Source organism: Pseudomonas sp. S3_B11, assembly GCF_054667715.1.
Map to the genome: position 1 here is coordinate 5938897 of NZ_CP162749.1, position 19862 is coordinate 5958758.

The 19862-nt window shown below is 60.1% G+C and carries 17 protein-coding genes and 1 pseudogene; 13 read left to right on the forward strand and 5 right to left on the reverse strand.

The genetic code is table 11. From position 1 onward, the window contains the following. Window positions 1-5: 5 nt before the first annotated feature. Window positions 6-293, forward strand: coding sequence for a DUF2782 domain-containing protein (locus AB4O22_RS26565; protein WP_013691951.1), 288 nt, complete (start codon window positions 6-8; stop codon window positions 291-293). 59 nt (window positions 294-352) lie between these two features. After that, window positions 353-1303: a homoserine kinase gene (locus AB4O22_RS26570; protein ID WP_003196221.1), complete on the forward strand. Its 951-nt coding sequence runs from the start codon at window positions 353-355 to the stop codon at window positions 1301-1303. A gap of 138 nt (window positions 1304-1441) precedes the next feature. Here the strand turns inward: AB4O22_RS26570 and znuA are convergent, their stop codons facing one another. Next, window positions 1442-2371: a zinc ABC transporter substrate-binding protein ZnuA gene (gene znuA / locus AB4O22_RS26575; protein ID WP_027912884.1), complete on the reverse strand. Its 930-nt coding sequence runs from the start codon at window positions 2369-2371 to the stop codon at window positions 1442-1444. Between the two features lie 66 nt (window positions 2372-2437). Here znuA and AB4O22_RS26580 point away from each other — a divergent pair. The 4 genes and pseudogenes from AB4O22_RS26580 to AB4O22_RS26595 form a co-directional block, all read left to right on the forward strand. Next, window positions 2438-2911 (forward strand): annotated as a pseudogene (locus AB4O22_RS26580) (Fur family transcriptional regulator); the annotation flags it as partial. 9 nt (window positions 2912-2920) lie between these two features. Continuing rightward, window positions 2921-3703, forward strand: coding sequence for a zinc ABC transporter ATP-binding protein ZnuC (gene znuC, locus AB4O22_RS26585; protein WP_003196215.1), 783 nt, complete (start codon window positions 2921-2923; stop codon window positions 3701-3703). Continuing rightward, the gene (gene znuB / locus AB4O22_RS26590; protein WP_003196213.1) at window positions 3696-4484 is read left to right on the forward strand and encodes a zinc ABC transporter permease subunit ZnuB; all 789 of its coding nucleotides are present in this window, start codon (window positions 3696-3698) and stop codon (window positions 4482-4484) included. Before znuC ends, znuB begins: the two co-directional genes overlap by 8 nt. Window positions 4485-4521: 37 nt before the next feature. Beyond that, window positions 4522-5235, forward strand: a complete 714-nt coding sequence (locus AB4O22_RS26595) for a PA5502 family lipoprotein (RefSeq protein WP_003196211.1) — start codon at window positions 4522-4524, stop codon at window positions 5233-5235. Window positions 5236-5341: 106 nt separating this feature from the next. Here AB4O22_RS26595 and katE read toward each other — a convergent pair whose 3' ends face one another. Then, a complete protein-coding gene (katE, locus tag AB4O22_RS26600; protein WP_223524051.1) occupies window positions 5342-7546 on the reverse strand; it encodes a catalase HPII in 2205 nt (734 codons plus the stop codon). Between the two features lie 197 nt (window positions 7547-7743). On the opposite strand from katE, the gene AB4O22_RS26605 reads away from it, so the two are divergent. The 3 genes from AB4O22_RS26605 to AB4O22_RS26615 all read left to right on the forward strand — a co-directional run bounded on the left by AB4O22_RS26605 (window position 7744) and on the right by AB4O22_RS26615 (window position 10278). Beyond that, window positions 7744-8751, forward strand: coding sequence for a methionine ABC transporter ATP-binding protein (locus tag AB4O22_RS26605; protein WP_003196206.1), 1008 nt, complete (start codon window positions 7744-7746; stop codon window positions 8749-8751). Further along, window positions 8751-9425 (forward strand): methionine ABC transporter permease, encoded by a 675-nt coding sequence (locus AB4O22_RS26610; protein ID WP_003196204.1) that lies wholly within the window; start codon window positions 8751-8753, stop codon window positions 9423-9425. The genes AB4O22_RS26605 and AB4O22_RS26610 overlap by 1 nt, the downstream gene beginning before the upstream one ends. 79 nt (window positions 9426-9504) lie before the next feature. Beyond that, complete coding sequence (locus tag AB4O22_RS26615) at window positions 9505-10278, forward strand: MetQ/NlpA family ABC transporter substrate-binding protein (protein ID WP_460097498.1); 774 nt, start codon at window positions 9505-9507, stop codon at window positions 10276-10278. 162 nt (window positions 10279-10440) lie between these two features. Here AB4O22_RS26615 and AB4O22_RS26620 read toward each other — a convergent pair whose 3' ends face one another. From AB4O22_RS26620 to AB4O22_RS26630, 3 genes are all read right to left on the reverse strand, one after another. Continuing rightward, on the reverse strand, window positions 10441-12867 hold the full coding sequence (locus AB4O22_RS26620; protein ID WP_460097500.1) for a S8 family peptidase: 2427 nt from the start codon (window positions 12865-12867) through the stop codon (window positions 10441-10443). A 24-nt stretch (window positions 12868-12891) separates the two neighbouring features. Next, entirely contained in the window at window positions 12892-13878 is a 987-nt protein-coding gene (locus AB4O22_RS26625; RefSeq protein WP_460097501.1) for an AAA family ATPase, read from the reverse strand. 447 nt (window positions 13879-14325) lie between these two features. Further along, a complete protein-coding gene (locus AB4O22_RS26630) occupies window positions 14326-14679 on the reverse strand; it encodes a DUF6124 family protein (protein WP_204127193.1) in 354 nt (117 codons plus the stop codon). 532 nt (window positions 14680-15211) lie between these two features. Between AB4O22_RS26630 and AB4O22_RS26635 the strand changes: the two genes are divergently transcribed. From AB4O22_RS26635 to phnX, 4 genes are all read left to right on the forward strand, one after another. Next, entirely contained in the window at window positions 15212-16078 is an 867-nt protein-coding gene (locus AB4O22_RS26635) for a LysR family transcriptional regulator (RefSeq protein WP_003196199.1), read from the forward strand. 147 nt (window positions 16079-16225) lie between these two features. After that, window positions 16226-17266 (forward strand): putative 2-aminoethylphosphonate ABC transporter ATP-binding protein, encoded by a 1041-nt coding sequence (locus AB4O22_RS26640; RefSeq protein ID WP_460097503.1) that lies wholly within the window; start codon window positions 16226-16228, stop codon window positions 17264-17266. Then, window positions 17266-18975: a putative 2-aminoethylphosphonate ABC transporter permease subunit gene (locus tag AB4O22_RS26645; RefSeq protein WP_426386010.1), complete on the forward strand. Its 1710-nt coding sequence runs from the start codon at window positions 17266-17268 to the stop codon at window positions 18973-18975. Before AB4O22_RS26640 ends, AB4O22_RS26645 begins: the two co-directional genes overlap by 1 nt. A gap of 17 nt (window positions 18976-18992) precedes the next feature. Then, window positions 18993-19820 carry a phosphonoacetaldehyde hydrolase gene (gene phnX / locus AB4O22_RS26650; RefSeq protein WP_003196193.1) on the forward strand — a complete coding sequence of 276 codons (828 nt, stop codon included), beginning with the start codon at window positions 18993-18995 and terminating at the stop codon, window positions 19818-19820. Window positions 19821-19862 lie beyond the last annotated feature (42 nt).

The window sequence follows — 19862 nt, forward strand, 5'->3', positions numbered from 1 at the left end:
TTATCATGCGTACACTAAATCGCCTGTTACTGGCTGGCTTGTTTGCAATCACCCCGTTGGCCGTCATGGCGGCGGATGACGCCCCCTCGGCGGACCCGGACGTCACCATCCGGACCGAAGGAGATAAAACCATTCAGGAGTATCGGCAAAACGGATTTTTGTACGCGATCAAGGTCACGCCCAAGCACGGCAAGCCTTATTTCCTGGTACGCGCCGATGGCACTGATGCAAACTTCATCCGCTCGGACCAGCCGGATATGCTGATCCCTTCGTGGAAAATCTTTGAGTGGTAGTACCGCTCTGCACTTCAACCGGCGCCCGCTGAAGGGCGCCCGTACTGGCAGTTTTAACCATGTCTGTGTTCACGCCCCTGGCTCGGCCCGAGCTGGAAACCTTTCTCGCCCCTTATGGGCTTGGCCGCCTGCTTGATTTCCAGGGGATCGCCGCCGGCAGCGAAAACACCAATTTCTTTATCAGCCTGGAGCAGGGCGAATTCGTCCTGACCCTGGTCGAGCGCGGTCCGGTGCAGGAAATGCCGTTCTTCATCGAACTGCTGGACGTGTTGCATGACGCCGACCTGCCGGTGCCCTACGCCTTGCGCACCACCGACGGCGTCGCGCTGCGAGAACTGGCGGGCAAGCCGGCACTGCTGCAACCGCGCCTGGCCGGCAAGCACATCAAGCAGGCCAACGCCCAGCACTGCGCCCAGGTCGGCGAGTTGCTGGCGCATCTGCACCTGGCGACTCGCGACAACATGATCAAGCGCAAGACCGATCGCGGCCTGGACTGGATGCAGGAGGAGGGCGCCAAGCTGCTCTCGCACCTCGACGCCGAGCCGCGTCGGCTGCTCGAGGCGGCGCTGGATGAAATCGCCCTGCAGAAGGTCGGCATCCTGGCGCTGCCGCGCGCCAACATCCATGCCGATCTGTTCCGCGACAATGCGATGTTCGAAGGCACGCACCTGACCGGGCTGATCGACTTCTACAACGCCTGCTCCGGGCCGATGCTGTATGACGTGGCCATTGCCTTGAATGACTGGTGCTCGGACGACGACGGCATGCTCGATGGCCCCAGGGCGCGAGCGCTGCTGGGCGCCTATGCGGCGCTGCGACCGTTTACCGCCGCTGAGGCGCAACTGTGGCCGACCATGCTGCGCGTGGCGTGCGTGCGGTTCTGGCTGTCGCGGTTGATCGCCGCTGAATCCTTTGCCGGGCAGGATGTGTTGATTCACGATCCGATGGAGTTCCAGCAGCGCTTGGCGCAGCGGCAGACGGTTCACACGGTGTTGCCTTTCGCCCTTTAAACAGCATCGCGAACAAGTCTTGCTCCCACAGCAGTAAGCGACTGTTCCTGTGGGAGCAAGGCTTGCCCGCGATGAAGGCGATGAAATCTTTCAGAAATCGAGTCGCCTATGTCGCGAGCAAGCTTTGCTCCCACAGGGTTACAACGACTCCAGACACCCCGCCAGATCATTCCCCAATTTCTCCAACAACTGCTCATACCCCTGCGCCGTCGCCGGGGTATAGCCGCCCAGTGCATCGAGCTCCGCCAGCTTCACCGGCAACCCGGCCACCAGGGTTTCGGCCAGGCGCGGGCGCAGGGGCGGTTCGCTGAAGACGCAGGTCTTGCCCACGGCCTGCAAGCGCGTGCGCATTGCCGCCACATGCTGGGCACCGGGCTGGACTTCGGCGGCCACGGCGAACACCCCGGCGTGCTTGAGGCCGTAGTTGTCTTCGAAATAGTCGAACGCCTCGTGGAAGACGAAATACGGCTTGCCCGCGACCCCGGCCAGACGCGCCTTGAGGCGTGTGTCCAAGGCATCGAGGCGCTGGTTGAAGCCCTTGAGGTTGCTCTGATAGCGGGCCGCGTTGGCCGGATCCGCCGCGCTCAGGTCAGCCGCCATCTTGGCAGCAATCACCCGCGCATTGAACGGCGAGAGCCACAGGTGGGCATCCACCGTGCCGGGGCGATGGTCGTGATCGTGTTCATCGGCGTCATGGTCATCATCTTCGTGGGACGCGCTGTCCTGGGCGAAATGACGCAACTTGAGCCCCGGCAAATCCTGGATGGCGACGGAGGGCTGCGTGCGACCGTTCAACACGCGCGGCAGAAAGCCCTCCATATCGGGGCCGATCCAATACAGCAGGTCCACCGACTGCACCTTGCGAACATCCGATGGCCGCAACGCATAGTGATGCGGCGAAGCCCCTGGCGGCAGCAACACCTCTGGAACGGCCACGCCGTCCTGCACGGCGGCGGCAATCAGTTGCAGCGGCTTGACGCTGGTGAGCACCTTGACGTCGGCCTGGGCCGGGCCAATCAGTAGAAAACTTGCGACAAAAACGACAAAGAGCGAAAAAAATCGGGACACGATGACCACTCGTAGAGGCGAGAACGGGTAACATAATAACGTCTCTCACTAAACTCGTCGCTGCCCATGCCTATTACACCCCTTGCCAGTCGCCCTCACGATCACTCCCACTGCGTGCACAGCGCGCTGTCCGAGGCCGACGCCATCTGCGCGCGCCAAGGGGTGCGCCTGACCGCCCTGCGTCGGCGTGTGCTGGAATTGGTCTGGCAAAGCCACAAACCACTGGGTGCCTACGACATCCTCGCGGTGCTCAGCGAGCAGGACGGCCGCCGCGCCGCGCCGCCAACGGTCTACCGGGCACTGGATTTCCTCTTGGAAAACGGCCTGGTGCATCGCATTTCGTCACTGAACGCCTTCGTCGGTTGCAACCATCCGGAGCACGCCCACCAAGGCCAGTTCCTGATCTGCCGCGAATGCCACGCCGCCATCGAGCTGGAACAGAAGTCCATCAGCGATGCCATCATCGCCAGCGCCAAAGAGGTCGGTTTCGTGGTCGACACCCAGACCGTCGAAGTGGTCGGTCTCTGCTCCGGCTGCCAGGGGGGCCTGATGAGCAATGCGTTGATCCGCCTCGAACAGGTGGCCGTGACGTTCGCCGGGCAGAGCGTGCTGGACAACATCCAGCTGAGCGTCGAGCCGGGGCAGATCGTGACCTTGATCGGACCCAACGGCGCCGGCAAGACCACCCTGGTGCGCGCCGTGCTGGGTTTGCTCAAGCCCGACAGCGGCAGCGTCTGGCGCAAGCCGAAGCTGCGGGTCGGCTACATGCCGCAAAAACTCCACGTAGACCCGACGCTGCCACTGTCGGTGCTGCGCTTCCTGCGCCTGGTGCCTGGCGTGGACCGCACCCGCGCCTTGGCCGCGCTCAAAGAAGTCGGCGCCGAACAGGTGATCGACAGCCCGGTGCAAAGTGTCTCCGGTGGCGAGATGCAGCGCGTATTGCTGGCTCGCGCCCTGCTGCGCGAGCCTGAGCTGCTGGTGCTCGACGAGCCGGTGCAAGGGGTCGATGTGGCGGGGCAGGCCGAGCTGTACAGCCTGATCACGCGCCTGCGCGACCGCCACGGTTGCGGCGTGCTGATGGTCTCCCACGATTTGCACCTGGTGATGAGCACCACCGATCAGGTGGTCTGCCTCAATCGCCATGTCTGCTGTTCCGGGCATCCCGAGCAGGTCAGTGGCGATCCGGCCTTCGTCGAATTGTTCGGAAAAAACGCACAAAGCCTGGCGATTTATCACCATCACCATGACCATGCCCATGACCTGCATGGTTCGGTGGTCAGCGCCCCTTCTGCTTCCAATCATGTTCATGGAGATGGCTGCAAGCATGGCTGATTTTCTGTTGTACGCCCTGCTCGCAGGCTTGGCACTCGCCCTGGTAGCCGGCCCCCTGGGTTCGTTCGTGGTCTGGCGGCGCATGGCCTATTTCGGCGACACCTTGTCCCACGCAGCGTTGCTCGGCGTGGCCTTGGGATTTCTGCTGGACGTCAGCCCGGCGGTGGCGGTGACCGTTGGCTGCCTGTTGCTGGCAGTGGTGCTGGTGACCTTGCAACACCGCCAGCCGCTGGCGTCCGACACACTGCTGGGTATTTTGGCGCCGAGCACCCTATCCCTCGGGCTGGTGGTACTAAGCTTCATGCATGACGTGCGGATTGACCTGATGGCCTATCTGTTCGGCGACCTGTTGGCGATCAGTCCGACGGACCTGTCGTGGATCCTCGGCGGTAGCGCGGCGGTGCTGCTGTTGCTGGTGGCGCTCTGGCGGCCCTTGCTGGCCGTCACCGTGCACGAGGAACTGGCCCGGGTCGAAGGCCTGCCCGTGCTGGGCTTGCGCCTGGCGCTGATGCTGCTGATTGCAGTGGTCATCGCGGTGGCGATGAAAATCGTCGGGGTGTTGCTGATCACTTCATTGCTGATCATTCCGGCGGCTGCGGCACAGCGTCACGCTCGCTCACCCGAGCAGATGGCCCTGGGCGCGAGCCTGCTGGGCATGCTCGCGGTGTGTGGCGGCCTGGCACTTTCCTGGTTCAAGGACACCCCGGCCGGCCCATCGATCGTGGTCAGCGCCGCCGCGCTGTTTCTGCTGAGTTTTGTCCTGCCTCGTCGAGGGGTGTAGACTTGCTCGCTTTTTGCGCAAATAGAGAGTCGCAGGAATGAAGCCGTTCGCCTCCCGTTATCTGCTCCTTGTCGCATTTTCCCTGCTGCTGGGCGCCTGCCAGAGTACACCGCCGGTCACCCAGGCCCCCGATACGCGGGGCCCGGCCATCGCGCAGCTCGAGCAAAGCCTTGCCAGCAATGAGCTGGCCACCGCCGAAGACCAGTTGGCCGCCTTGCAAGCCCAATCGCCCGAAGACCGCTCGCTGGAACCCTACCAGCGGCAACTGGCCGAGGCGTATTTGCGCCGCAGCCAGATCGATCTGCAAAAAGGCGACGTCAACGCCGCTGCCACCGCCCTGAGCCGTGCCCGAGCCTTGATGCCCAAGGCCCCGGCGCTCACCGGCGAGGTCAACAGCGCCATTGCCGAAGCCCGCAAGGCCGACCTGGATAAAGCCGAGGCCGACCTCAAGGCCGCCGAAGCCAAACCGGTCGCCAAAGTGATCGACCCGAGCGCACCCAGCACCACGGTTGCGCTCAACCTCGCCGATATCCAGCAAATGCGTCGACAACTGGACGCCATCGCCGCCGACGTGGTGAATTATCAGTGTGACGTCAGCATCCAGGCGCCGCGCACCGATGATTATCCGTGGCTGGCGACGTTGCTGACCAAACGGGTCAAGAAACTGGACCCGGGGTTTGATTTGAAGCTGCAGAAGCAGATTTTGCGCAGTGTGCCGGCGCAGATGGTGCTGACACCGCGTAAGCCCTAAAAGCATCGCGAGCAAGCTCGCTCCCACAGGGGTTTTGTGTCGATTACAACACCCCATGTGGGAGCGAGCTTGCTCGCGATAGCGCCCTACCAGACAACAAATCTCTTTAGGCTGGAACCGCCTTGGCCTTCGGCTCCCGCGCCCAAACCCGATGCTGAGCAATCGCCGCGAAAAACCGCGAAAAACCGCTCGCATCCGCATCTTCGATCAACCCCGCATCCACCTCCAGCTTCAACTCCACCAACAACTGCCGGGCCTCACTATGAAGCCCAATGGCCTTCAGATGCTTGTAGGCCTCCAGCACGTAATGCAAAGCCACGCCGTCGCGACTCAAGGCCTTGATCGACTCCGCGCCACCGGGCACGAACACCGCGTCAAAGGCAATCGACGGCAAGCCTTCCATGGACGCATCCACCGCCAGCGTTTTCCCATCGGCCGTGGTTACCGGCGCGGAGGTCGGCCCCAACACTTTGGCGTGGGCGCCCTCGGCCTTCAGGGCCTTCTTGAGCGCATCGATGATCGCCCCGTCGACACCGTTAGCCACCAACACCGCCACTTTTCGCGTTTTGATGTCGCCGGACAGCAGGTTCGCCTGGCTCAAGGCCGGAGACTGCTCCAGCGATGGCGTTGGTACATCGACGGTGCCAGCGGTGGGCGCCGGCAACCCGAGGTTTTTCGCCACTCGCCCGGCCAGTTCCAGGTCGATATTGGCGAGGATCTCATTGACCTGCCGCGCCCGGATGAACTCACGCTCCACCTTGCCCAGCTCGAAGCTGTAGGCAGCGATGATGTGCTCCTGCTCATGAGGGCTCATGCTCTTGTAGAACAACCGAGCCTGGGAGAAATGATCACCGAACGAATCGCTGCGTTGGCGGATCTTGTAGGCGTCGATGCGCTCTGGATAACTTTCGAAGCCGCCGTCTTCCGGTCCAGGCGGGGTTTCCTTCGGCCAGCCGCCGTCGATGGAGTTCGGCTCGTAGGACGCACGGCCCTTGTCGATGGTGGTGCGGTGCATCGCATCACGCTGACCGTTGTGTACCGGGGTGATCGCCCGGTTGATCGGCAGCTCATGAAAATTCGGCCCACCGAGTCGGCTGATCTGCGTATCGGTGTAGGAAAACAGCCGCCCTTGCAGCAACGGGTCATTGGAAAAGTCGATGCCCGGCACGATGTGCCCTGGGCAGAACGCAACTTGCTCGACTTCGGCGAAGAAATTGTCCGGGTTGCGGTTCAGCACCATCTTGCCCAGGGGGGTGATGGGCACGAGTTCTTCAGGGATGATCTTGGTCGGGTCGAGCAGGTCGAAGTCAAACTTGTGCTCGTCTTCCTCGGCGACAATCTGCACGCCGAACTCCCATTCCGGGTAGTCGCCCATCTCGATCGACTCCCAGAGATCGCGACGGTGGTAGTCCGTATCTTTACCCGCCAGCTTCTGGGCTTCGTCCCATACCAACGAGCAGGTGCCGACGGTAGGGCGCCAGTGGAATTTGACGAAGCTGCTTTTGCCTTCAGCGTTGATCATGCGGAAGGTGTGCACACCAAAACCCTGCATTGCACGTAAGCTTTTTGGAATGGCCCGGTCAGACATCGCCCAGATCACCATGTGAGCCGATTCCGGCACCAGCGAGACAAAATCCCAGAACGTGTCGTGGGCCGAGCCACCTGTAGGAATTTCGTTATGGGGCTCGGGTTTTACCGCGTGGACGAAGTCCGGAAATTTCACCGCATCCTGAATGAAAAACACCGGCATGTTGTTGCCCACCAGATCGAAGTTGCCTTCGTCGGTGAAGAACTTCACCGCAAAACCACGCACGTCGCGCACGGTGTCGCCGGAGCCGCGTGGGCCTTGCACAGTGGAAAAACGCACGAACACCGGGGTTTTCTTGCTCGGATCTTGTAGGAAACCGGCCTTGGTCAATGCCGAATGCGCATCGTAGCTCTGAAAATACCCATGGGCGCCGGTCCCGCGAGCGTGGACGATGCGCTCCGGGATACGCTCATGGTCAAAGTGCGTGATTTTTTCACGCATGATGAAGTCTTCCAGCAACGAAGGGCCGCGGGGGCCGGCGCGCAGGGTGTTCTGGTTATCGGCGATCTTCACGCCCTGGTTGGTGCGCAACGCCTGTTCGGTGGCGTCGGAGCGAAACTGTTCCAGGCTCTCGAGCTTGGCGTTGGTGTTACCGCGATCCAGCGTGTCGGTCCCGGCCAGTTGGCTCTTGTTGACCGTGGGCTTCTTGGTACTCATCAGGCATGACTCCTCTTTGCGTTCCTCGCCGTGGCCAGGAATCTGAGTTCGATACCGCAGGTGCATGACCCCGGCATTTCGAGTGGCTTAATGAGTGACCGACGCCGTTTGGCCGTGTTCCTTTTTTATGGCCTTTGATCGCGTTATTGCCAAATGACAGGTCTGATCGCAAATAAATGCTAAGAACCTCTATACGGACAGGCTAAAATGCGCGCCCGGCTAACCGCTGACCCTTTTCCAACGCGCCCCACAAGGTTCGCTACGTGATCGAGTTTCAAGACGTCCATAAAACCTACCGAGTCGCCGGTAGGGATATCCCCGCCCTGCATCCGACCAGTCTGACGATTGAGAACGGTCAGGTCTTCGGCCTGATTGGCCATTCCGGTGCGGGAAAAAGCACCTTGCTGCGCCTGATCAATCGCCTGGAAGATTCCACGGGCGGCAAGATCATCGTCGACGGCGAAGAAGTCACCGCCCTGGACGCCAGCGGCCTGCGCCGCTTCCGCCAGCAAGTCGGGATGATCTTCCAGCACTTCAACTTGCTGGCGTCCAAGACCGTGGCCGACAACGTGGCGCTGCCACTGACGCTGGCGGGCGAATTGTCCCGCAGCGCAATCGACCAGCGCGTTGCCGAGTTGCTGGCGCGGGTGGGCCTGTCCGACCACGCTCGCAAATACCCGGCGCAACTGTCCGGCGGCCAGAAGCAGCGCGTTGGCATCGCCCGCGCCCTGGCGACCAAACCCAAGATTTTGCTGTGCGACGAGGCCACCAGCGCCCTCGACCCACAGACCACTGCCTCGGTGCTGCAACTGCTGGCGGAAATCAACCGCGAGCTGAAGCTGACCATCGTGCTGATCACCCATGAAATGGACGTGATCCGCCGCGTTTGCGATCAAGTGGCCGTGATGGACGCCGGCGTGATCGTCGAGCAAGGCCCGGTGGCCCAGGTGTTCCTGCACCCCAAGCACCCGACAACCAAGCGTTTCGTCCAGGAAGACGAGCAGATCGACGAAAGCGAACAGCGCGACGATTTCGCTCACGTCCCAGGGCGCATCGTGCGTCTGACGTTCCAGGGCGAAGCGACCTACGCGCCATTGCTCGGCACCATTGCCCGGGAAACCGGCGTGGACTACAGCATCCTGGCCGGTCGTATCGACCGCATCAAAGACACCCCCTACGGGCAACTGACCCTCGCCATCACCGGCGGTGACATGGAGGCGGCGTTTGCCCGCTTCACCGCGGCCGATGTCCACATGGAGGTGCTGCGCTAATGGAACTGTTGAGTTCGTTCTTCTCCAACATCGACTGGCTGGAAATCTGGCTGGCGACGGGCGACACCTTCCTGATGCTGTTCGGTTCGCTGCTGTTCACCGTCCTGCTCGGCCTGCCGCTGGGGGTGCTGTTGTTCCTGTGCAGCCCGCGCCAGCTGCTCGAAGCCCGTGGCGTTTATGCGCTGCTGTCGCTGATCGTGAACATCCTGCGTTCGCTGCCGTTCATCATCCTGTTGATCGTGATGATCCCGTTCACGGTATTGATCACCGGCACCTCCCTGGGCGTGGCCGGCGCGATCCCACCGCTGGTGGTCGGCGCCACACCATTCTTCGCCCGCCTGGTGGAAACCGCCCTGCGCGAAGTCGACCGCGGCATCATCGAAGCGACCCAGGCCATGGGCGCGACCACCCGACAGATCATCGTCAACGCCTTGCTGCCGGAAGCCCGCCCAGGCATTTTTGCAGCGATTACGGTGACAGCGATTACGCTTGTGTCCTACACGGCCATGGCCGGTGTGGTCGGCGCCGGTGGTTTGGGCGACCTGGCAATCCGGTTCGGTTACCAACGTTTCCAGACCGATGTGATGGTAGTCACGGTGGTATTGCTGCTGGTGCTGGTGCAGGTCCTGCAGACCGTGGGCGACAAACTGGTTGTGCATTTCTCTAGAAAATAAGGCCTCGCGGCCAATAAACCATGAGCCGGCCATTCGCTGGCAGGCGCCAAGAGCAGGCGCCCCACAAGGAGTTAGCTGAATGAAAAAACTACTGGTTGCCTTCGCTGCCGCCGCAGCGTTTTCCGCCCACGCCGCCGACACCCTGACCGTCGCGGCCACCCCGGTCCCGCACGCGGAAATCCTCGAATTCGTCAAACCGGCCCTGGCCAAAGAAGGCGTGGACCTCAAGGTCAAAGTCTTCACCGACTACATCCAGCCGAACGTACAAGTCGCCGAAAAACGCCTGGACGCCAACTTCTTCCAACACCAGCCTTACCTGGATGAGTTCAATAAGGCCAAGGGCACGCACCTGGTGAGCGTGGCCGGTGTGCACCTGGAACCACTGGGCGCGTATTCCAGTAAGTACAAGACACTCGCCGAATTGCCAGGTGGTGGCAACGTGGTGATCCCGAACGACGCCACCAACGGCGGTCGTGCGCTGTTGCTGCTGGCGAAGGCTGGGGTGATCAAGTTGAAGGATTCGGGCAACATCCTGTCCACCACCAAGGACATTGTTGAGAACCCGAAGGATCTGAAATTCCGCGAGCTGGAAGCGGCGACTATTCCGCGAGTGCTGACCCAGGTGGACCTGGCGTTGATCAATACCAACTATGCGCTGGAAGCCAAGCTTGATCCTTCCAAAGATGCGTTGGTTATCGAAGGTAACGACTCGCCTTATGTGAACATCCTGGTGGCTCGTGAGGATGATAAGGACAGTGAGGCGATGAAGAAGCTGGTTGCGGCGCTGCATACGCCGGAAGTGAAGGCTTTTATTCTTGAGAAGTACAAAGGCGCGGTGTTGCCGGCGTTTTGAGCTGACGCTCAACTACAAACGGAGCTGCACGTGAGTGTGGCCCCGTTTTTATGTTCGAAATATCAATGACGTGGCGAGGGAGCTTGCTCCGAGTCGTCAACGCCCGCTCCGGTCATTAAGGAAACTCTCGTTCCGAATCACAAACATTGTGCTAAAAATCACTCAGACTTTTACCTGTTGCCGAGCCTCCTGACGCACTTGTTCGCGAGCTTGGACTTGTTGAGCGATAGTGGCCTGGATCTCCGTGTAGAGCTGAGCACGTTCGTTATCACGATCAGCTACGGTCACTACCAATGCGTAAGGCTCCTTATCCAAAACATCGGGATGGTTCCATTCTCTATCCTGACGTATAACCACAACAAACCATTTTTCAGCAGGATTACGCTGCTTGAAGATCCATCTGGACGACTGGACAGTTCCTCGACTTCTGAGCTGCGCCGAAATATCCCGGTTCGGGATAGCATCATCATTACGAGTTTTCTCTTGGTCCTGTTTTTCGTGGTTGAAAGATTTCTGGACAGCCTCAAGGGATTCGCCTTTGACCAGACGGTAACTAATTTGAGTCGCCAAATAGTCTAGCCGAGTGGTTCGAACTGCTGGTGAGTAGGCAAGGGTCACGCTGAGTTCTCTTATGCCCTTAGCCTTGCGTAAATAGGAAGCAGGTAGCGGCAGTTCATAAAACTGACACGAGTCTTTCTCGATCGCTTCCTCGCACATCAAAACCACACAGTTATCAGAGGATCTGAAAAGGTCACTCTCGTTAACTTGGCCATACCCCCCAACGTCACGCGACATATCTCGCTGTCGGGTGGCTTTGTTTTCCTTGTAAGCGTCTTTCAAATCTTCCGAAAACGTCGTTTCAATTTCGTCAGGCAAAGAAGCATGATTGACCAACATCGCCCTCAAAAGACTCGCGGACGCCTCCGGGTATTCGTTGAGCAACCGACCGGCCAGGTGGGTGACATAAGGGGCCGAGAAACTTGTACCACTGATCTCCTTGAAGATCGTATTGCCTTGAAATTGATGATTAAGCGTAAGGACGCCCAATCCACGCATATCCACCTTCCATTGATCACCCGCTTGATGCATTGGGCAAGCCAAGTTTCCACCAGCGGCGACCAGTTCAGGTTTCAGAGCGCCTTTGACAGACGGTCCATGGCGAGTAAACGGAGATGGCTGGCCTTCAGAAGCCGGCGAGAGCTGATGAATCTCAGGGTATCGTTGACTGTCGTACGTTGCATTATGACGGGCAACGCTTCCTATCGTCAGAACGTTCAACGCAGGGGCCGGATCAATGATGACACTCTGCTCGTGCAGAAGATATTCTGGGTATTCCTCACGCCAGCTGTTTATGGGAATAAGCGGGTCTTCGGATCCTCTGAAGTTGCCAGTTGAAACCACAAATAGAACATTATGCTTACGCGCGAGGACATCGAGTATATATGCCAAGCCTCTGATGTGAGTACCATCATAAGGTGCGTTGGAATTGCCCAATGATAGGTTGAATATCCTGCAGCCCAGCTCAACGAAGTGCTCCACCGCTTCGGTCAATGTGGCTTCTACTGTGTGTTCATCGTAGACGGCGTTGTTGGTTTGCAGACATTTGCGCATGACCTTGCCGTTATAAAGCCAAAATTCTGGGCGCCAGAAATTGCTTCGCTCGCATGCCTCAACGTCCCCATACAAGGCAATACCCGCTACGGCAGTCCCGTGGCCGGCTTCGTCGAACTCGTCTTGGTCCCGCACGAATGATTGGCTTTCCCCTATCGCCATTCTAAGCAGAGGGTGGTTTGTATTGATTCCGCTGTCGAGTATGCAAACGCGGGCAGCATCCTGCGCCGGACTTGGAATATTTCGCGGAAGTTCAGCAATATCGCGGTTCAACTGGGGATAGGAGATACCGGTCTGAGGAATTAGGTCTATTAGGCGAACGTCGCCATGGTTCAACAGCAGCTCGGCCTGGATCATATTGACCTCGACGCGGTACATAACCAAGCTATCAAAATTTAGCCGGTGGATAGTTGCAACCCCAACCTCCGTAAGCCACGCTTCGAAAGCAGCACACAGGCGAACACGAACGGGGTGGTTGGCAACATGGTGCGGCCAGAGCTCGACATCCAGCTTGAAGGTATCAGTGTCAGGAAGTCCGATATGGTGCAAGGCCCAACTCTTACGATCTTCGGCTGACCAGCTGTCAATGCCTTCGATAGCCTCAAGAATCTGACGATATGTAATTGTTTGTCCCGCCACACCGAGTTTGTTCAGGTGTTCCTGAAACATGGCCAAGCCAGCCTCAGTCGCGAATACCACACAAAGCTGCTTATCTTCCTGACTTATGAACTCAAGACCATGCTTTTGAAGATTTTCAAAAGTCATCGCGCCTTCGTATCTAATCTTGAGCACGAACGGAGAGTTCTCAGAAGACTTCAGCTGCTTTCGCGCTTCCGCTGCAGCAGTGGCAAAATACGCATTGAGCTTCTGACCATGACCTCGAAGATCACCTCGTTTTTGGAACCTTGGTGGGTTCTTTGTTCGCCGGCGGTTATTGAGGTTTTCACGATCAATGGTTAGGTGTTTGTACGTTGCCAATTCATCATCCTTGATTGAAGATCGTTAGTGTTTTCGTAGGCCTTCTCGAACAAGAGCGCTGCGTAGTTCCTTGATCGTAAGAAACTCTTGGCCTCTCAAGATCATGCGTTTGACTGCGCGGCGAACAACGCGCTCAACATCAGCACCGCTCTTGCCTTCAAATTCGCTCAGCAGATTCCTGTCATCAAGTTCAAACTGGCGGCGAGTGCCACGTAGCTTGAGTTGCAGCAACGAGATCAACTGCTTCTGATTTGGGAGCGGGAATTCAATTGCATCATCGAAACGACGCCAAATGGCAGAGTCGAGAATGTTTTCATGGTTGGTTGCTGCCAAAATGAGGCTTCTGCCGTCGTAGGCGTCCATCATCTGAAGCACCGCGTTAACCACACGACGAAGCTCGCCGTGTTCACCGCTGTCTCCGCGCTCCTTACCAATGGCATCAAACTCATCGAAGAGCACTACTAGATCGTGCCGTGCAATGAAATCGAAGACTTTTCGTAGGTTCGCCGCAGTCTCGCCTAGGAAGGAAGAGACCAAAGCATCGAGACGAACAATTGCCAAAGGACGATCCAGTTCGAAAGCAATTACCTCAGCAGCAAGTGTCTTACCGCAACCTGGTGGGCCGAAGAAAATGATCTTGCCTGAGGGCTTCATTCCATAACTGCGGAGTACATCAGCCCTGCGGTGCTCTTCCAACATTTCCTCAATCATGTCGGAACTAGTTTCCGGCAGGATAATTTCCTCCAAGGAGCGCTTGGGTGGTCTGATATCGAGCAACGGAAGCCCACGTTCCTTATCGACCGGAATCTCAAATTCAAACTGAGGTTTTCGACCTGACGACTGAGTATGCATGTCGCCGCCGTAAAGAATTTGCTCTAAATCGTTAGCCAACAAGTGATGCTGTTTTTGGCGCTCTTCTTCAATGATAGCTTCAGAAGCACGACGGAACGCGGCCGGATCGCCGAGAGTCCCCGCTTTGAAGAGTTGCCTTAGTATTTTTCCGTTAGCCATTTTTTTGCCCTGCATTTAGCTATTTGTTTCAGAGTTGCTAACTCGTGAAACCGATCCTTGCCCTAAGCAGAAAGAACTAACAGGATAAATTATTCAGAGCTAACATATTATGGAACTCCATTCCAAACTTAATAAGTTATCAAACTTTCATTTAAAAAATTAACAACCGTAAGCGTACTTAGAGTATCGACAAGGCTGGCATTTTGTCCAGTATTTTCAGGCCCTCGCCCATGCTCACGACTCGCCAATCGACGGATGGAGCATTCCCGGCCCTTAGGAAAGACATCTGCGACACCGACAGAGCCTTTAGAAGAAAAATTCACGACGCTCAAGCCAGCCAACATCGTGCCGCAGGTGATGCTACGAAGCCCACTTGCCACAGAGGCAACAGATAAATGAATAAAACAAATCCGACGCGAGGCATCGGATTTGTTGTTGGGGGTTACGCTATCGCGGATCAACGTTATCCAACACCCGATTCGCCAGCAATGAACTCAATTCAATCAACTGTTGAATGCCGAGGAGGATGTGACGGCGCGGACCTTCCAGGTCGAAAGCCAGGTTGCTGACCATCGCATCAGCTGCCGCCAGGGTTTCGCTGAGGTTGGCGAGGAGGGATTCGTTGTCGGCGTTTTTTGCGACGGTGAAGAGTTGGCCCGGTTGGGACGCATCTTCGGACTTTTCCGGTTTGGGTAGCAGGTAGTGATCCAAGACGCGTTTGGTGGTTTCGTCGTGCTTTTTGGCTTTGGATTGCGCGGAAGTGTTGTCCGTTTCCGGAGGGTTTGGAGTTATTTTGAACATAAGCTGGAATCCTCGAGTTAGGCCGCGACCTCTTCCCTACTAAAAGAAGGGTGGCGGCTGTACGCAGGTTAGTAGACCGGGGATTCCAGCATTGCCGGCGCGCCGAAGCGCCCTGCGCACAGCCACCATCAAGGACAGGAATTGGAACACCTGCCTGAGTGGAGAGCTCATGCATCTTGCGGAAAACCTCGGGCTACTAAACCCGACCACTGATGGGCAGTGGCAGGAAAACAATAGAACCCATGGGCAAGGCGCACAAGCGGGCGGATTCTGGCGTAGTTGTAGGCAATGGCGCAAGGATTCGTAGCTTGATGGAAGGGTGCCTGTTGCGGAATAAACAAAGCTTCGTTTTGCCTTGAAATTCGGAGCCAGAGGGCAGGTTTTAGCTATGGAACCTGACGTTGTCGTAACGCATCACAAAACGCTGCAAGTCGATCTGCCCGTCATGCTTTACTGACGTTCTGTCACTTCCAAGCTGTAACGTATGCTCACGCGCCTTCAAGGGTGATCCGTACTGAGAGCCGTATACATAATGTCCTTCGCTGAGCTGAAATCCTTCCACATGGTCGCCCGCCTGGGCAGCATCACCCAGGCGGCGAAAAAGCTCGGCCTCAGCCAGCCCACGGTCACCACGCAAATCCGCAGCCTCGAAGGGCAGTACGGCGTCGAGCTGTTCTACCGGGGTGGTCGGCGTCTGACCCTGAGCGATGAAGGCGTACGCCTGCTGCCCATGGTGCAGCAGTTGCTGCAACAGGAGGCCGACATTGAGTTCTTCTTGCGCAACTGCGGCCAGGTACAAGGTGCCCTGCGCATCGGCGCCACTGCGCCTTACTACATGCTCGACCTGGTTCGGCGCTTTCGCGAGCAACTGCCGCAATGCGAGGTGACCCTGGAGATCGGCAACTCGCAGCAGGTGATCGAAGCGCTGGAAGACTACCGCGTCGACCTTGCCGCCTCCTCGCTGTTGGTCGAAGACCCGCGACTGACCCGCCTGCTGTTGGGCCACGATCCACTGGTGTTGGCCGTACACCGTAGTCACCCGCTGGCCGCGCGGGAACGCGTGCCGCTCGCAGCCCTGGCCGGGCACTGCCTGCTGATGCGCGAGAAAGGTTCGACCACTCGCGTGCTCACCGAACAGTTGCTGCGCGACGCTGGCGTGGCGCTGGGCTCGTTGTTGGAGATTGGCAGCCGCGAGTCGATCCACGAAGCGGTGCTGCGCAATATCGGCATCAGCATCACCGCTCGCCACGAAGTGCCGGCCAGCGCCGAGCTGCGGGTGATCGAACTGGAAGGCGCGCCGCTGATTGCCGAGTACCTCTACTGTCTCAAGGAGCGCCGCAGTGCGCGCCTGCCGGCGGCCTTTCTTGCGCTGGCGCGGGAAGCCGTGAGCACCTCGTAAGGCGCCTCGCTGCCCTCCCGCCGGGGCGCAAACACATCCCTACACAAATCCACCGATGCCACTATCGGCAGTTTTTGCCCAACTGCCATAAAGCCTTAGCACCCTGTGTCCAGGATGGACCTCGTATTCCACCGACGAGGTTCCGCCATGGCTACGGTCAGCTTGCAACTGCGCGATATCCACAAGGCCTTCGGCGCCTTTCAGGCGCTGGACGGGGTGTCGCTGGACGTCTCTGCCGGCGAGCTGGTGTGCCTGCTCGGCCCCTCGGGCTGCGGCAAGACCACCCTGCTGCGCTGCATCGCCGGGCTGGAGCGCCAGGACGGCGGCAATATTGTCTTCGGCAATCGTGATGTCTCCACGCTGCCACCGCAGGCGCGCGACTACGGCATCCTGTTCCAATCCTATGCGCTGTTTCCCAATCTCACGGTGGCGCAAAATATCGGTTACGGCCTGGCCGGCAACAGCCGCGAGAGCCTCCGTGCACGGGTCGCCGAGATGCTTGAGCTGGTCGGCCTCAAGGGCAGCGAGCAGAAATACCCCGGCCAGCTCTCCGGCGGTCAGCAACAGCGTGTGGCCCTGGCCCGCGCCCTCGCGCCGGCACCCAAGCTGCTGCTGCTGGACGAACCGATGTCGGCCCTCGACGCTCGCGTGCGCGAACACCTGTGCGGCGAGTTGCGTCAGTTGCAGAAGAGCCTGGGCATCACCACCGTGATGGTCACCCACAACCAGGACGAGGCCATGCTCATGGCCGACCGTATCGCAGTGATCAACCACGGTCGGGTCGAGCAATACGCCACGCCCCAGGAGATCTATCGCGCGCCCGCCACGCCCTTCGTCGCCGAGTTCGTCGGCCAGGGCAACTGGCTGCCCTACGAGCGCGACGGCGAGCACGCCCGGGTTGGCGAGCTTAGCCTGCGTCTGCACGGCGTCCGGCCGGCCGAACGCGGTCGCCTGTTCTGCCGGCCCGAGGCGGTGGTGGTCAACCCGCCGGTGCACGAAGACAACCTGTTCAGCGCACAGATGCGCGAGATCACCTTCCTCGGCAATCGCTGCCGCCTGAGTTTCGAGCTGGACGCCCTGCCGGGTCATGCCCTGCTTGCCGAGCTGGCGCCGGACGCCATGCCGCGCCTGGGCGCCCCGCATATCTGGGTGGCCCTGCCGCCGCGCAGCCTGCAAGTGTTCGTCTGATGGAACAGGTATTGCTGAGCAAGCCCCAAGCCGGCGCGCGGCGCCTGCCTGCCGACCTGGCCGACCGGATATTCGTCCACGGTGGCCAGTGGTTGCTGCTGGTGCTGCTGGTTCTCGCCGTGCTGCTGCCGCTACTGGCCATGCTTTGGCGCGGCTTTGCCAGCGAGCCCGGGCAGGGCGGTGGGCTGACGGCGGCGGCCGAACTGTTCACCAGTGCCAACTTCCGCTGGCTGCTAGGCAACAGTCTGGCGGTCTCGCTGACCGTGGCCGCCATCGTCGTGCCGCTAGCCTACGCCTTCGCCTATGCGCTGCAGCGTACCTGCGTGCCGGCCAAGGGCCTGTGGCGCGGCATTTCCCTGCTGCCGCTGCTGGCACCGTCGATATTGCCGGGCATCGCGCTGATCTACCTGTTTGGCAACCAGGGCGCGCTCCGGCACCTGCTCACGGACAATATCTATGGCTTCTGGGGCATCGTTATCGGCGAAGCCATCTACACCTTCCCCCATGCGCTGATGGTGCTGCTTTCAGCCCTGGCCCTGGCCGATGCGCGCCTGTTCGACGCCGCCTCGAGCATGGGCGCTTCACCGTGGCGGGCATTTCGCAGCATCACCTGGCCGGGCAGCCGACAGGGCGTATTCGCCGCCTTCTGCCTGGTGTTCACCCTGTGCATCACCGATTTCGGCGTGCCGGTGGTGGTCGGCGGCGATTATCAGGTGCTGGCGCTGGAGGCCTACAAAGCAGTGGTCGGGCAGCAGCAGTTCGGCCGCGGGGCGCTGATCGGCATGGTCCTGCTGCTGCCGGCGCTGTTGAGCTTCGCCGTCGACCTGTGGCTACGCCGGCGTCAGCGCGAGGCAATGAGCGGTCGCGCCCAGGTTTACCAGCCGCAACCGTCGCGCCGCCGCGACCTGGCCTTCCTTGCCGTGGTGCTGCTGATCTGCGCGGCGCTGCTCGGTGTGTTCGGCATGGCGATGTACTCGTCGTTGGTCAAGTTCTGGCCCTACGACCTGTCGCTGTCGCTGCACCACTACACCTTTTCCGAACTCCCCGGCGGCTGGCAGGTGTACCGCAACAGCCTGCTGCTGGCCGGCTGCACAGCCGTGTTCGGCAGCCTGCTGACCTTCACCGGCGCCTACCTGCTGGAGAAGACCCGGCAGAGCCCGCTGACCCAGGCCCTGCGTCTGCTCAGCTTCGTGCCGATGGCGGTGCCGGGGTTGGTGCTGGGCCTGGGCTACGTGTTTTTCTTCAACTTGCCGGGCAATCCGCTGCACGGTCTGTACGGCAGCCTGACCCTGCTGGTGGCGTGCACCATCGCGCACTTCTTGACCACCGCGCAGTTGACTGCCAGCGCCGCGCTGCGCCAGCTCGATGGCGAGTTCGAGGCCGCGGCGCTGTCGCTGAAGGTGCCGCTGCTGCGCCACTTTTTGCGCGTCACCCTGCCAATTTGCCTGCCGGCGTTGCTCGACATCCTGCGCTACCTGTTCGTCTCGGCGATGACCACGGTGTCGGCGGTGATCTTCCTCTACAGCCCGGACAGCCTGCTCGCCGCCATCGCCGTGCTGAACATGGACGACGCCGGCAACGTCGGCGGCGCCGCCGCCATGTCCACCCTGATTCTGCTCACCTCGGCCGCGGTTTCGCTGCTGCTGGCGGGGGCCTCACGCGGTGTGCTGCGTCGGGCCCAAGCCTGGCGCACGGCCGCCGGCCATTGATTACCCTGGAGACTGCCATGCACTACCAACACCCCGACCGCCTGCACGCCGCCATTCTCGACTGGGCCGGTACCGTGGTCGATTTCGGCTCCTTCGCGCCAACCCGCATCTTCGTCGAGGCCTTCGCCAGTTTCGACGTCGAGATCAGCCTGGAGGAGGCGCGCGGGCCGATGGGCATGGGCAAATGGGACCATATCCGCGCCCTGTGCAACCTGCCGGCGATTGCCGAGCGCTACCAGCGTCGCTTCGGCCGTCTGCCGAGCGATGAAGATGTGACGGCAATTTATGAGCGCTTCATGCCCTTGCAGATCGCCAAGGTCGGCGAGCACTCGGCGCTGATCCCCGGCGCGCTGGCGTGTATCGCCGCGCTGCGCGAGCGCGGCCTCAAGCTCGGCAGCTGCTCCGGCTATCCCAAACAGGTGATGGACAAGGTGGTCGAGCTGGCCGCCGCCAATGGCTATAGCCCGGACCATGTGGTCGCCACCGACGAGGTGCCCAAGGGTCGGCCGAGCCCGGCCCAGGCGCTGGCCAACGTCATCGCCCTCGGCCTCGACGACGTGGCTGCCTGCGTCAAGGTCGACGACACCGAGCCGGGCATCCTCGAAGGCCGCAGCGCCGGCATGTGGACCGTGGCGCTGCGCTTCTCCGGCAACTTTCTGGGCCTTGACTGGGCGCAGTACCAGGCCCTGACGCCCGCGCAGCGCGAAGCCGAGCGCACGCGCATCGACGCGCTGTTCGCGCCGAGCCGGCCGCATTACCTGATCGACACCCTCGCCGAACTGCCGCCGGTGATCGACGCGATCAACGCTCGCCTGGCCCGGGGCGAGAGTCCGCAAGCCAGCTGAATTCGAATAACCAACGCCACGCAATGCCAACCAAGGAGCTCT